Here is a 14,023-nt window from a genome sequence, read left to right as displayed (position 1 = left end):
GCTGTCAAATGACTGAAGACGTAAACGGATCTCAGGTCGACGGAAATTCTGTCCCGATCGCGCCATCAGTTGGGATTCTTGGCGTATTCGGTCACCTGAACTACACACCCTGGTATGCCTTAGCGGAATACGTAGACAACTCCCTGCAAAGCTACCTGTCGAACAAGGAAAGCCTTCTTGGCACAGATCCAGGGTATGTACTGCGCGTGGATATAGACTACGATCGCAGCGCGGGCGGTTCTATCGTTATTGAAGACAACGCCGCCGGAATAGCAAGGCGCGATTTCGCGAGAGCGTTTCGCGCCGCGGAGATCCCGCCGGATAGGTCTGGGCTCTCCGAGTTCGGAATGGGCATGAAAAGCGCGTCAATTTGGTTCGCGCGTGAATGGGAGGTTCGCACAACGTCGGTCGGTGATCCGAACGAGTACACCGTGAAATTCAACATGGAAGAGGTTATACGGCACGAACTGAACTCGCTACACGTAGTGCAAACAGACGTGAGCCGATCCGCCCACTACACGAGGGTAGAACTTAGGACTCTCAATCAACGAATGGTTGGGCGTACTCTTGGCAAAGTGCGTGAGCATCTTCGCGAGATGTATCGTGATTTCCTGCGCCGCGGAGAACTCATACTTACGGTTGCCGGACAGCAGATGTCATACGACGAACCGGCGGTCTTGGTCGCGCCGGACTTTCGTCTGGCGCAAGATGCAATTACCTCAAAGTTCGACCTGGTTTGGCGGAAAGACGTCGAGTTCGAGGTAGGCGACGTGGTTAAGGTTCGCGGATGGGCAGCTCTGCGTGCTGAGGGTCGAACAAGCGGGAACGGGTTGTCGTTATTCCGCCGCGGCCGGGTAATAATCGGCACCTCCGAAGCGCCATTTCGCCCCGCGGGAGTCTACGGGCAATCAAATTCGTATCGGTCCCAACGTCTTTTTGGTGAGTTGGGTATCGAAGGGCTCCCGGTAAGTCACACGAAAGATGGCTTCCAGTGGCAGGGCCTGGAGGACGAGTTCGAGTCCCGGTTGCGTGAAGCGTTGGACGCTGAGCCCCTCGCGCTCCTTCGCCAAGCTGAGGGCTATCGAGCTCGACAGGCCTCACGCACGGAGCAACGACGCGTCGAGCAGGCGGCACAGAACACTGCAGAGGTTTCTGCGCGGGAGATACCACCGGTGATCCGTGCTGGGCCACCGGAAACGGTACCTGCGCAAGAAAGTTCTCCATTGACAGCAGCCGACTTGGATGTCGCGCAAGAATTCGAGTTTCGGCATTCCGGAGCGCTATGGCGTATACAGATCTCGTCTACGTCACGACCAGCCGAACGCAGATGGCTGATCCGCAATGTGGAGCCGATGACAACCAACGGTCAAATGCTGTCTACAATCACCATTAACACCTCGCACCCGTTCATAAGTCAATTCGCCCTCGGGAGCGTTGATGCACTGGAATCAATATTTCGTCTTGCTGTAGCAATCACAGTATCGGAGTCGCTAGCTCACCTCGAAGGGGACGGCGAAACCGTAGCCCGGTACCTTCGGCAAGTCGACCAGGTATTGACGGAGGCGCTATCGCGCCGATTGAGGAGTGCGCTTTGACGTCTGGGTATCTTTCACCTGCGAGCGGTACAGGAAATGGAGACAATGCTCCGGTCATCGGGCCAGCCTTCACTGGCTTTCTCCAGTCTGTCGTCCTGCCGGAAGCGCGGGAGGCAGTTGAGAAGAGCGCGATCGATGTGCTGGCGGCAGCGTTGTCGCACGGCCCGGGCTCTACGGGGCTCGTTGTGGGGCGGGTTCAATCAGGAAAGACGCTTTCTTACGAGGCTGTAATTTCTCTAGCCCGCGACAACGGGTTCGCTCTTGTAGTCGTAATCAGCGGAATTTCGAATCCGCTCCTTGCCCAGGGCGAGCGTCGTCTCAGGCGTGACCTGTCGCTTGCCGAGCCTGATGGCTGGAACTTCTTATCGCCGAGCGACAACACGCAGCCCGAAGGATATATACGACAGGAAATTGTCCGTATTCGAGACAATTGGCTGCGGGCGAACACTCGCAACGCTTGGAAGCAAACAGCTGTCGTCGTCGTCCTTAAGAATTACGGACGAATCTTCAACCTTGCCGACGACATCTCCACTGGGTTGGGGGATCTACGCGCACTTGTGATTGACGACGAGGCGGATCAGGCGAGTTTGAATACGCAGGTGCGGAGGGGCCGTGAATCCTCAACCCACGCCAATCTGCGACAGTTGCGCAACGCGCACCCTAACCACTACTACCTTCAATACACGGCTACTCCGCAGGCGCCGTTGCTTATCGCAATCCAGGACGCGCTCTCGCCTGATTTTGTGAAGGTTTTGGAGCCGGGCGCAGGGTATACGGGCGGTGACACGTACTTTGGGTCAACAGGCGCCCGGATATTCGGCCGCGACGAGGCGCTCATCGAAAGTATCCCTCAGTCAGATTTGAGTGCCGTCACTACTCCGGGCGCACGACCGCCGCAGAGTTTGAGGGCAGCGATGCAGGAATTTTTGATGGGTGCCGCACACGTGGTGGCATCCGGACAGCGGCCTGAGACAAGGTCTATGCTCGTCCATCCTTCACGCGAGACGGGCGCGCAACACACTTTTGTGCAATGGATCACCAGATTGAAATCCAACTGGCAAGACAAGTATGAGCATAGCGATGAGGCCTTTCCTGTAGACCTCCAGAGCGAATTTCGGTCAGCATGGTCACGCCTCAAAGCAACGTTCGATGAACTCGCTAACTTTGAAGCGTGCTGGAGCGAGCTTGGGCTCGTCTTCAGGAACCTCGACATCACGGAGGTGAACACGCGTCAAGGGCAAACGCCGGTAATCAATTGGATGTCTACGAAATCGTATATTTTAGTTGGCGGCCAGGCTATTGATCGTGGATTTACAGTAGAAGGACTGACCGTGACATATATGCCCCGGAGCGGAGGTACGTTTACGGCCGACACCATCCAACAGCGCGCACGCTTCTTTGGATACAAGAGTCGCTACCTAGGCTTATGTCGCGTCTATCTGGAGCAAGATGTTCGCGTCGCATTCAGGCGATATCTTGACCACGAGGGCGAGATGCTTCGCAGCCTACGGACTATTGCGAACGGCGAGGAGTCGTTGAAGGATTGGAAGCGCAGATTCCTCCTCGATCGTCAATTGAGCCCGACTCGAGCTTCAGTTATCGATATTCCTACGATCCGCATTTCGACTTCTGATCGATGGATCACGGATCGTTTTCCGGTCCGCGGTGATTCGATCAACCTGTCTGCGGCTGACTCCGAGATAGAGCGTTTGCTTCGAGGCGTTGGTTGGACGCCGCACCAGTCGGGCCTACACGAGCGCGCGTGGATCACGGCCGTCGTAGCCGCGGAACTTCTACAAGCAGTCTCGCCGGAGTCACTTCTTGTTGAGCCAAACTTTCGGGCCCTTGCGCTGCAACTGGCGCGAGAGGCGGATCAAGCGCCCGCAAATCCGTCCGTCGCGGTATTCAGAATGCGACCAAGACATGACTTGGCGCTTCGTACCGAGGAGCGAGATGGAGGAATACAGATCTTCGCCGGGCGTACTCAGGGACCAAGAGGGTACAGGGGCGATCGGTCTGTGCTCGAGGAGAACGCGATCATCAATGTTCAATTACACAGGGTCCTAGTTCGTTCGCGCGAGGAACCGCCTGGTGCCACGCAGGATGTCCGCGGGAAATTCCTGCTCACTGCATGGCGAGTTCCGGATGTCTCTCGATCGGGCTGGTTGATCGAAACCGGAGATTAAGTCTTGCTGCATAGTGGAGAGTTGCGAGACCTGCATGCTCGCGGTGTTGCTCGTGTGCAGGCAGGCAGTGGTGCACAGGACGCTTTTCTCGTTGGCCGGCTAGCTTCTCGTAGATCTTACCTTGCTGGAGCGGATTCCACTGGTGCGCCCGTGGTTGCGATAGAGGTCCAGGAATCACCTACAGTCACGCCTAGTATCAGTTTGCAGTCGCTGTCGGTGCAATTTGACCTTCATTGCCTGGCTAGTTTCGAAGACGAAGAAGTTGATGTTGTCGTAGCGCTCCTACGTTGTCCCGCGAGTGATTCGCAAATTCGCGAGTTGTTCTTCGATTTCTGTGCCTCGGTATTGCATCAGCTTCCTGAACCTGTTTCTTCACGAGATGTGGACCGCGTCGTGCATGACTGGATCAGGCTCTTTTGGCAGCTACTTCGTGCTCCCGCAGGTGAGTTAACGGGCCTGGTCGGAGAGATAGCTATGATCGCGTCGGCTGCAAACCCTGACCGGTGGGTGGATGGTTGGCACGACTCGTCCGGTGATCGAATGGATTTCGTTTTTCCGGAGCAGGGTTTCTCTGTTGAAGTGAAAACTACGCGAGGACGCGGACGTGAGCACATCGTGTCCTTAAATCAAATGACTGAAACTGCAACTCAACGAAACTATTTGGCGTCGTTTCAACTCGAATTTCGCACATCAGGAGTGGCGCTCGGTGATCTGGCGCGGCGGGTTGCTGCTGATCTCACGCGACCTGAATGCGTGCGCAAGTTCTGGGAGGTTCTGACCGAACAATGCGGCTCGCGTTTTCATGAATTCATGACCGCTCGGTTTAATCTTGCAGCTCTCCTAGGCAGCTGTCAACTTTTCGATATTGCGTTATTGCCTTGTCCGCAGGTGCATCTACCCCTACCTGCCGGCATAAGTAATTTGCAGTATGGCCTTGACCTTACATTCGCTGCGCCACTGAGTCGTCCTCAGACTGCAAATATTCTCTCATCTTGAACGCGCGCGGTCGGTAGCGCGACCGATGGGTGCGCGCGGCGAAGGCTGAGGACGCGACATTAAAGACGATAGGAATCAACGTTCGACGAATTTCGAGAGCGTGCCCGTTCCTCGGGCGCTGCGTAGGTCGTCGTTCATGTGAGGCCCGTGGTATCTGCGGTCAGAGAGTGTTCCGGGCTGTGTGACGGCCCGAGACTGCGCCACCCCCGCCGCCTTCCCTGTGACTGCGTCAAGTCTTCCCCAGTTTCGTGTGGCACAGTCCTGGCATGGCGAGGCTGCGTTCTCTCGAGGCGGGCAAGCAAAATGTCAGGGTGCACCCGAGCGAAGCCGATGATTTCTATCAAGTGGTGGCGGGACGAGACGGTAAGCGCTATCTACATCTCTCGACCTTTGGGTCGGATGACCGCAAGAGTGAACCGAAGAGCAGCCAATCTATTCAGGTCGATGACGCGATGGCAGGAGAACTGGTGGCGGTACTGCGGAAGGTGTTCCCGGAGATCCCGTAGCTACGGCTGCTCCGAGTTGATGTTCAGGACGAGTACTCGGATGTCTGTCTTCGGGCCTTGCGCCATCTCTGAGGTCACGTTGCAAAATATTGCTTTGGCTGCCGCTACCCCTCCCACCCGCTCGGGTCGCCGGGTCTGGTTAACAGCGGTTGTGAGTGATCAGGCCGCGGTGGGTCAATACGGGGCGAACGTTAGCTCGTACTCGATCGGGGTGAGCCGACCGAGTCCGCGTTGTCGTCGGCGGCGCTTGTAGGTTTCCTCAATCATCGGACGATCGCGTAGTGCAGTTCGTCGTGGCTGCGCCGGCGGCGCTGGTCGAGGACGTTCTTTTGCAGCAGCGACCAAAACGATTGCATGGCGGCGTTGTCGCCGGCGGAGGCGACGCGGCCCATCGAGCCTTGCAGCCCGGCCTCGGTGAGCACGGCTGGAAGCTGCGGGCGCGAAATGAGATTCGCGGTCGGCATGAATGAGGACGACTACGTCCGGCTGCCGGCGCGCGATCGCTGCGCGCAGCGCGTTCACGGCGAGTTGAGCGGTCTTTTGCCCGTCGATCGCGTAGCCGACGATCCGGTTACTGAAGAGGTCCTCGATCGCGCAGCAGTAGACCTTCCCGCCGGTGATCGTGGGGTGTTCGGTGATGTGAGTTACCCACTTGCGGTTCGGCGCGACGGCGGTGAAGTCTGCGTCGCAGACGATCATCGTGGACCGCCGGACCGGGACGCCCTGTCGTTGCCTCTGTGCCAACCTCGGCCCCGATGAACAACAGGCATCAGTGGGCTGTTTCGGAAAAAGTCGCCAGCCTGGGACGCCCGCTCGCTCGGGCGCAAGACCTATGAGTTGGAGATCGCGGGAGCACTTTCGCGGGACTGGACCTGAGCACCCGGGTGTTCAGAGCCCGCGCACTGATCCCAACGGGCGCAAACCTGCTGGCGTTACCGGGGTCACCGGCGTACCGACCCCATTCCGGCATGAGCTACCGCACCCCGACTGAAGTCGCCGCCACTTGGCGACCCATCGCCGAACCCGACCCTGGCGACCTGAACCGACAACGACGGGATCCAGGTCAGGCCGTCCGACACCCTTGCCTCGCTAGTCTTGGACGCCGTAGTTGCCGCCAGCCGAGTAGAGCCGTCAAATAGCGATCCGTACGACAACGGCCCGCCCACCTCGAAAGGTGGACGGGCCGTCAGCCGTTACGGAACTACCGCTTGACGATCTTCGACAACTGTCCCAGCGTCGGCGACCCGAGGCCGGTGACCTCGTCGTATCCGTTGCGCGTCTTGAGCGACGTGTCCTGGTCGTTGACGACGAGCCACGACTTGCCCGTCGACTGCGAGGTGTAGGTGAACGTCGACTGCACGTGCTTGACGTCCCGCACCGACGCCGCGCTCTTGCGGTACTTGGCGTAGATCGTCGGGTTGAGGAAGCCGACCTGCACGCCGGACTTCTGCTGCGCGAGGGCGACGGTGGCGGCGAACAGCGGGGAGGCGAGCGAGGTGCCGCCGTAGGTCTGCTCGGTGTATTGGCCGACCGCCGGGTAGTTGGCGTCGTCGATCGGCGAGATGCCGATGACCTCACCGGTCAGCGGGTCGGCGTCCGCCGACACGTCCGGGATCTCGCGCTGTCCGCTCGCGAGCGAGGCGGGCACGACGTCCTTCTGGTACCACGGCTGGCCGAACAGGCCGCTGCGTCCGCCGCCGGCGCCGAAGACGAAGTCGCCGGGAACCGGGCCGCCGTAGCTGAGCGCCTTGGTCGTGCTGTCCTGCAGGATCGCGGTGCGGGCGGTGCCCCACCCGGTCTGCAGCGCGACGGAACCGTTCTTGCCGATACCGAGCGTGGTGCCGCCGACGGCCGTGACCCACGGCGAGGTCGCCGGGTAGTCGGGCTGCGCGGGCAGGCCGTTGACGGTCTCGTCGCCGCTGTCACCCGAGCTGAAATAGAGACCGATGCCCTCGGCCGCGGCCTGCAGGTGCTGGTTCTCGTTCGTCTTCACCGCGTACAGCGGGGGCTCGCCCAGGTTGCCGTAGCTGTTGCTGACGATGTTCGCGCGCTGGTTGTCGAGGATGTCCGACATGGCGACGTCGAGACCGGTGCCGCAGTTGAAGCCGCCCTCGTAGAAGATGTTCGCCTTCGGCGCGATGTTGTGCACGGCCTGCACGTCGAGCGTCTGCTCGCCCTGCCAGCCGCTGGGGAAGGCACACGCCGCCTGGTCGTAGAACGTCGTCGGGATCTTCTGCTTGTACGTCGTCAGCGGGGTCTGGCCGCGGCTGATCGACAGCCGGTTGACGTCCGACACGATCGACGGCGACGCGTACGCGTCGATGATCGCGACAGTCTGACCCTTGCCGTCAGCACCCTGCGGGATGCCGGTGGCCGAGCGCAGCTGCTCGCCGTTGTAGCCGCAGATGGCCGAGTCGAACGTCGTCTGGCCGAGCGCCTCGGGCAGCGTGTACTGGTTCTGGCCGTAGTAGTCCGAGCACGGGATCGGCAGCGAGGCCTGCGTCGTGTCGGCGGGCCTGGCCGTCCGCTGCGCCTTCGCGTTCGCGGCGGGCGTGCCGTCAGGGCTGACGATGCTCGGGCGCGTCAGCAGGCCGCCCTGGTCGAGCACGATGCCGCCCACGGCGTCGCCGAACTTCGACGACACGGTCGGGGTCTTCGACGGCGCCAGCAGCACGTGGCCGCGGTAGTGGTACCGGTGCATGTCGGCCTTGAAGGTGGCGTTCACGGCGGTCGCCGGAGCACGGAACGCGATGAAGAGACGGCTCTTCGGGGTCGCGACCACGGTTGCGCCCGACTGCTTCAGCGCCTTGACGGCCTGGTTGTAGTCGGAGGCGGTCGGCGAGAACCGGTCGATCCAGGTCTTCGCGGAGACGTACTTGCGGTACTTCGGGCTGGCCGGGTCGGACACCGCCTTGGCCAGCGCGGTGGCGCCGGCGGCGTTGCGCAGGTCGAGCTGGATCTCGCCCTCGACGGTGGAGTCCGCCGGGGCGGCGCCGGCGTCCGCGGACGTCTTGGCCCAGTGGGGCCTGGCGCCGGGGAACGACTGCGGCGTCGCGGCGTGCGCGGCGGTCGCTCCGGTGACGGAGAACGCGGCGACGGCGGCGGCGCCGAGAGAGGCGGACAGGAAGCGGCGGCCGTGGTGCGGCCTCTGCTGATCTGGAGACACGGGCATCCTGACTGATAGGCGGAAGAGGCTTATGGCCCCTACGCGAACCTAAATCGCCCTAGATCGGGCGCGCCAGAGGGTTCCTGAATCCTTGCCTAAGTTGGGTACAGCGAACTCTTACCTATTGTGAGTACCGGATCGGCGGCCTACCCGCCTGGTGATGGGTCGACCGCCGATGATGTTCAGGCGTGCGGACGGGTCAGCCGATCGGCGCGAACCCCGTGATGAACCCGTGTCCGACGGCGTAGGTGACGGCGTCGCGGACGTCGGAGTAGTACGCGGCCGGCAGGCCCGTGCCGCCCCGGGAGCCGATGCCCAGCAGCAGACCGTTCTTCGTGTAGAGCGGTCCGCCCGAGTCGCCGGGCTGGACGGTGATGCCGACGATGTGCGTGCGCGGGTTGGTGCCGCCGTCCCCGATGTAGTTGCCGCACCGCTGGCCGCTGGTCAGGCCCGACATGCACACCTGGGTGAACGTCCCCGCGTGGTAGGTCGGCGCGGGCAGCCCGCCCGACACGTTCGCGCCGCGCTGCGATGCGATGGTCACCTTCGAGGCGTCCAGGTAGTAGAAGGCGAAGTCGTAGTAGCCCGGGGTGACGCCGCCGGCGCTGGCCGTCTGGTAGCGGCCGGCGATGGTGCCGATCTTCTGGCCCTGTGCCCACAGCCCGTCCACCGGCGCGTACGGCGCGACGGTCTCGACGGTGCAGTGCGCGGCCGTCAGCGCGAGCAGGCGTCCCTGCGGGTCCTTGCCGACCGCGGCGATCGTGCAGTAGTCGCTGGTGCTGACGCTGCCGTCGACGAACACGGTGCCGGTGCCGAACGACGCGCCGGCGCCGATCGTGACCGTGGTCGCCGCGTCGGCGGTGGCCGGTGCGACCGCCGCCGATGTCACCGTCACGACCGCTGCGCCCACGACGACCGCGACCCGACGAAGGGTGAGTGATGTCTTCACGCCGTTCCTCCCGCTCTCGATTCCCGTTGGTAGCGAGAAACGCTAGGACGGCGGCGGCGCGGTGACTTTGGGAGGAACGCCCGAATTGCGCAGGTCGATCGGGCGTTCTCCACAAACGCCGTGCAGCAGGGAGCGTCACTTCTCCTCCGGGTCGACACCCATCACGAGGCCTTCGATGTCGTGCTTCTGGACGATCGGCTGCAGCTCGTCCACGATCGGGCAGCCGAGGTGTCGCCGCACGTGCTCGGGCAGCGCGTCGTAGTACTCGCGGGTGACAGCCATGTCGTGGTGCTCGGCGTTGCCGGCGCCGGGAGCGTCCATGCCGAGCACCAGCACCGGACGAGACTTGGGCGACTGGTTGGCCGTCCCGCGGTGCAGGGTGAGCGCCGAGCGGGCCGACACGTCGCCGCGCTTCGGGTACTTCTTCACCGCGCGCTCGACGTACCGGTCGTACATCCGCTTCGGCGGGAACATGCCGTGGTCGAACTCGGACCCGTCGTCGTACTGCGTGCCGATCGCGATCTCGAACGGCCCCATGTCGTCCTCGGTGTCGACAAGGGTGAGGTTGAACGCGAGCGACGTCAGCTGCTTGTCGTTCACCGTCACGTCGGGGGAGCGGAAGTCGCGGTGCCACGGCTGGTGCTGCGCGCCCTCGAACGGGATGTCGAAGCCGACCTCGACGATCGTCCAGTCGGGGCCGAGCACGGACTCGCACACCGCCTGCACCCACGGGTGCCCGACGAGCTCGGGGAACCCGCGGATCGCCTCGGGGTGCACCTCGCTGTACCAGCGCTGCGGTCCGCGTCCGATGGTGCCGCCCTCGCGGGACCGCGCCTCGGCGAACGCCGTCTCGACGTCGGCGCGCACCTCGTCGATCAGCTCGACGGGGAACGCCGCCTTCTTCGCGGTGATGCCGTCGCGCCGCAGCGTGGCCACGTCGTCGGACACGTCGACCTGCTCGTGAGTCGTCGTCATGCCGTCTACTTTGCAACGTTGCAAAGCATGACGCAAGAGGGCTGGCATGCTGTGGTGCGTGACCACCGATCGTCCGCCGAGCCTGCGCACGGTGGCCGAGCGCGCGGGAGTCAGCGTTCGCACGGTCTCGAACGTCGTGAACGACTACGTGCACGTCGCGCCGGCCACGCGTGAAGCCGTGCAGCGGGCCATCGACGAGGTCGGATACCGGCCGAACGTCGCGGCCCGACAACTTCGAGGCGGACGGACGGGACTGCTCGGCCTCGTGCTGCCCGAGCTGCACTCGCCCTACTTCGCCGAGCTCGCCGCGTTGATCGCGCGTCAGGCCGCCGACCGCGGCTGGACGGTGCTGGCGGACGAGACCGCCGGCGACGCCGACCGCGAGCGGGCGCTGCTCGGCCGCACCGCGACGAATGTCGTCGACGGGCTCGTCGTGAGTCCGTGGGCGCTGTCGCCGGACGAGATCGCCGCTGCGGCGGGCGGTCTGCCGGTCGTCGTGCTCGGCGAGCGCTCGGCCGCGACCGTCGACCGCGTCGCCATCGACAACGTCGCCGCCGCCCGGGACGCGACCCGTCACCTGATCGAGCGCGGACGGACGACGCTCGCCGCGATCGGGCTGCAGCCGCACCTGTCGAACGAGACCGCGGCGCAGCGTGTCCGCGGGTTCCGCTCGGCGCTGCGGACGGCGAAGCTGCCGCGCTCGACGCACCGGGAGATCGCGACGCAGACGCTGCACCGGGCGGACGGCGCCGCCGCGGTCGCGTCGCTGCTCGACCGGGACGCCACCGTCGACGGGCTCGTCTGCTTCACGGACGAGCTCGCGCTCGGCGCGATTCGCGAACTCACCGATCGCGGGGTGCGCGTGCCCGACGACATCGCCGTCGTCGGCATCGACGACATCGAGGACGGCCGCTACTCAGTCCCCCGGCTCACCACCGTTGCGCCGGACAAGGACGCGATCGCCGGGACCGCCGTCCGCACTCTGATCGATCGCATCGAGCAGGGTTCGAGAATCCAACCCAGTGACGTGGTTGTGCCGCACCGCTTGATCGTCAGAGAGAGCTCGTAGCGAGCGAGGGCGTCCAGCCGAGCGCCGGCGCGATGTGCTCGGTGATCGTCTGCAGGATGCGGGTGTTGTATTCGACGCCGAGCTGGTTCGGGACGGTGAAGAGCACGTAGTCGGCGTCCTGCACGGCGGCGTCGGCGGCGAGCTCCTCGGCGATGACGTCCGGGTCGCCGACGTACGTCCGTCCGAAGCGCGAGCGGACGCCCTCGAGCAGGCCGATCTGGTCGTCCTCGCCGCGCTCTCCGAACAGCTGGCGGTCGAGGTCGGACGTGATCGGCAGGACGCTGCGCGACACCGAGACCAGGGGCTCACGTTCCCAGCCGTGCTCGCGGAACGCGTCGCGGTACAGGCGCAACTGCTCGGCCTGCAGCTGGTCGAACGGCACGCCGGTGTCCTCGCTGAGCAGCGTCGAGCTCTGCAGGTTCACGCCGATCGACGCCGCCCACTTCGCCGTCTCACGCGTGCCGGCGCCCCACCAGATGCGATCGGCGAGCCCGGGCGACTGCGGCTGGATCGCCAGCCCGCCACGGAACCCGCCCGTCCGGTCGGGATCGGTCTCGGCGACAGCGGCACCCTTGATCGCCTCGAGGAACAGCGTCGTCTTCGCGCGGGCGAGATCGGCGGCGGTCGCGCCCTCGGGCGGCACGTAGCCGAACCGCTCGGCGCCGCGCAGCACCGTCTCGGGCGATCCGCGGCTCACGCCGAGCTGCAGGCGTCCGGCACTGATGAGGTCGGTGGCCGCCGCCTCCTCGGCCATGTACAGCGGGTTCTCGTAGCGCATGTCGATCACGCCGGTGCCCATCTCGATGCGGCTCGTGCGCGCCGCGATCGCCGCCAGCAGCGGGAACGGCGACGCGAGCTGCCGTTCGAAGTGGTGCACCCGTGCGAACGCACCGTTGACACCCAGCTCCTCGGCGGCCTGCGCCAGCTCGATGGTCTGGATCAGCGCGTCGCCCGCGGTGCGGGTCTGCGACCCAGGCGCGTTGCGCCAGTGTCCGAAGGAGAGGAACCCGATGCGCTTGCTCATGCCTGAGCGAACGTGGTTGTGTGCTCAAGCATTCCCGGATTGTGGTGGGTCGGGAAATCCCGCGCGACGCAACTCCGCCTCGACCTGCGCCACGACCTCGGGGGAGGGCGAGAACTCGCGCATCCATTCGTCGGCAAGCTCGCGAAGTGTTCCGGCCGGCAGAAAATCCTCGAGAGCGATGGCCACGACATCATCGAGATACTGCGCGCCCCCGGCTGCACTGATCGCCCGGTCGAGCAGGCCTTGCGGCAACTCGATCTCGATCCTGGCCATCGACGAATCGTAGGTCGCATCGGCAGGCGGTCCAGCGAATTACGCCGGCCGGGTGACCGACCGCTGGACGTCGAGACGGGCCTGGTCGGCGGCAGCCCGTCCGGCGCCGTAGCCACTGCCGTTGCTGACGCTGAGGCTCATGTGCCCGAGCGTCGGGAAGGCCGTGCTGACGGCGGCGTCGACCTCCTGCTTGCGGGCGTCGAGCACGGGCACGAGCGCGCCGCCGCGGGCCTCGTCCGCCGCCGCGGTGACGCGCTCGGCCGACTCGCGCAACCGTTCGCCGATGCGGTAGGCGTAGGCGACGAGGAACGACTGGCGGAACGACTTGGTGCGCGACTGGCCCGCCCACGACGTCACCGAGCCGGCCTGCCGCATCGCCCGGGTGGCCTGCACCAGCAGCGACGTGCTGAGCAGGTCGACGAAGTCGAGGTCGGCGTCGAAGCCGAAGACGGTGACGAAGCCCAGGTTCGCGCTGACGACGGCCCGGCACCGGTTGGCATCGGCCACCTGCGCGATGAGTGTCGCCTTGGCCTTCACGTACGGGTTGTCGATCCAGATGCGACGGGTGGCCGGCGGGGTCGGACGACCGTCGGCCTCGAGGTGGGCGCGCGCGACCGAGTGCTCGGTCATCAGCGCCTGGGCCTTCTCGCTGAACGCGTCGGCCTCGTGCTCGAACTCCGACGCCTCGGCCTTGGCCAGCAGGCCCCGGATGCGACGCAGCACCTTCTCGTCCGCCGTCGCGCGCCCGACAACCCGCTCCGTGCCCGGACGCGGGAGCACCGGAGCGATGGTCGGCAGCTGGGCGATGGTCAACAACGCCGCCATGCGGACCTCGAACTGGGTGCGGGACGCGTCGAGCGCGTCGTCGACAGACCACCCCGGGTCGAGCTGCCCCGGCGGGTAGCTCGCCAGGTGCGCGGCGAACTCGGCGAGCACCGCCTCGGCGGGCGCATGCCCCTGCGCTCGGCGCAGGTGCTCGGTGACGTCGGCCGGGCTCCACCCGCGGTCGATGGCGGCGGCCACGACCGGCCCGGACACGGCAGCGGTCGCGAGGGAGCGGGTGCGCAGCGGCAACCGCGCGAACTCGGTCGACAGCCGCAGGGCGAGTGCCGCCGAATACAGCCCGTGGAGCCCGAAGAGCGTCGACAGGATCTCGACGGCGCGGGTGACGAGCGGGTCGTCCTGACGCTCGGTGCCGGCCTGCTGACCGCCCTCGGTGTGCTCCATGGGCGGGACGGTAGGAGGCACCTCCGACAGTTTGTGGGACGGGGCCCTCGGGTAGCC

The 14,023-nt window shown here is 64.6% G+C and carries 12 protein-coding genes and 1 pseudogene; 5 read left to right on the top strand and 8 right to left on the bottom strand.

Annotation, left to right across the window (positions count from 1 at the left end; all coding sequences use genetic code 11):
- Window positions 1-8 precede the first annotated feature (8 nt).
- The 4 genes from ACYVP9_RS08670 (at window position 9) to ACYVP9_RS08655 (ending at window position 5,283) form a co-directional block, all read left to right on the top strand.
- Complete coding sequence (locus ACYVP9_RS08670) at window positions 9-1,595, top strand: ATP-binding protein (RefSeq protein WP_460604373.1); 1,587 nt, start codon at window positions 9-11, stop codon at window positions 1,593-1,595.
- Window positions 1,592-3,781: a Z1 domain-containing protein gene (locus tag ACYVP9_RS08665; RefSeq protein ID WP_460604372.1), complete on the top strand. Its 2,190-nt coding sequence runs from the start codon at window positions 1,592-1,594 to the stop codon at window positions 3,779-3,781. The genes ACYVP9_RS08670 and ACYVP9_RS08665 overlap by 4 nt, the downstream gene beginning before the upstream one ends.
- A gap of 54 nt (window positions 3,782-3,835) precedes the next feature.
- Window positions 3,836-4,777 (top strand): PD-(D/E)XK motif protein, encoded by a 942-nt coding sequence (locus ACYVP9_RS08660; RefSeq protein ID WP_460605047.1) that lies wholly within the window; start codon window positions 3,836-3,838, stop codon window positions 4,775-4,777.
- 266 nt (window positions 4,778-5,043) lie between these two features.
- Window positions 5,044-5,283, top strand: coding sequence for a hypothetical protein (locus tag ACYVP9_RS08655; RefSeq protein WP_460604371.1), 240 nt, complete (start codon window positions 5,044-5,046; stop codon window positions 5,281-5,283).
- A 263-nt stretch (window positions 5,284-5,546) separates the two neighbouring features.
- Here ACYVP9_RS08655 and ACYVP9_RS08650 read toward each other — a convergent pair whose 3' ends face one another.
- From ACYVP9_RS08650 to ACYVP9_RS08630, 5 genes and pseudogenes are all read right to left on the bottom strand, one after another.
- The gene (locus ACYVP9_RS08650) at window positions 5,547-5,705 is read right to left on the bottom strand and encodes a hypothetical protein (protein WP_460605074.1); all 159 of its coding nucleotides are present in this window, start codon (window positions 5,703-5,705) and stop codon (window positions 5,547-5,549) included.
- 28 nt (window positions 5,706-5,733) lie between these two features.
- Window positions 5,734-5,982, bottom strand: a pseudogene (locus tag ACYVP9_RS08645) (DDE-type integrase/transposase/recombinase); the annotation flags it as partial.
- A 502-nt stretch (window positions 5,983-6,484) separates the two neighbouring features.
- Complete coding sequence (locus ACYVP9_RS08640) at window positions 6,485-8,449, bottom strand: S53 family peptidase (RefSeq protein WP_460604370.1); 1,965 nt, start codon at window positions 8,447-8,449, stop codon at window positions 6,485-6,487.
- 199 nt (window positions 8,450-8,648) lie between these two features.
- The gene (locus tag ACYVP9_RS08635) at window positions 8,649-9,344 is read right to left on the bottom strand and encodes a chymotrypsin family serine protease (RefSeq protein ID WP_460604369.1); all 696 of its coding nucleotides are present in this window, start codon (window positions 9,342-9,344) and stop codon (window positions 8,649-8,651) included.
- 189 nt (window positions 9,345-9,533) lie between these two features.
- On the bottom strand, window positions 9,534-10,373 hold the full coding sequence (locus ACYVP9_RS08630; protein ID WP_460604368.1) for a phytanoyl-CoA dioxygenase family protein: 840 nt from the start codon (window positions 10,371-10,373) through the stop codon (window positions 9,534-9,536).
- 58 nt (window positions 10,374-10,431) lie between these two features.
- Between ACYVP9_RS08630 and ACYVP9_RS08625 the strand changes: the two genes are divergently transcribed.
- Window positions 10,432-11,442 carry a LacI family DNA-binding transcriptional regulator gene (locus ACYVP9_RS08625; RefSeq protein ID WP_460604366.1) on the top strand — a complete coding sequence of 337 codons (1,011 nt, stop codon included), beginning with the start codon at window positions 10,432-10,434 and terminating at the stop codon, window positions 11,440-11,442.
- Here ACYVP9_RS08625 and ACYVP9_RS08620 read toward each other — a convergent pair.
- From ACYVP9_RS08620 to ACYVP9_RS08610, 3 genes are read right to left on the bottom strand one after another with little or no spacing between them, the layout of a single operon-like run.
- A complete protein-coding gene (locus ACYVP9_RS08620) occupies window positions 11,426-12,466 on the bottom strand; it encodes an LLM class flavin-dependent oxidoreductase (protein ID WP_460604364.1) in 1,041 nt (346 codons plus the stop codon). The two genes, ACYVP9_RS08625 and ACYVP9_RS08620, sit on opposite strands and share 17 nt — an antisense overlap.
- A 24-nt stretch (window positions 12,467-12,490) precedes the next feature.
- Window positions 12,491-12,739, bottom strand: coding sequence for a hypothetical protein (locus tag ACYVP9_RS08615; RefSeq protein WP_460604362.1), 249 nt, complete (start codon window positions 12,737-12,739; stop codon window positions 12,491-12,493).
- 39 nt (window positions 12,740-12,778) lie between these two features.
- Window positions 12,779-13,966: a DUF2786 domain-containing protein gene (locus tag ACYVP9_RS08610; RefSeq protein WP_460604361.1), complete on the bottom strand. Its 1,188-nt coding sequence runs from the start codon at window positions 13,964-13,966 to the stop codon at window positions 12,779-12,781.
- Window positions 13,967-14,023 lie beyond the last annotated feature (57 nt).

The organism is Jatrophihabitans fulvus (assembly GCF_054781375.1).
Note: the sequence above shows the minus strand (reverse complement) of the source record. Positions and strands in the feature narration are given on the sequence as shown.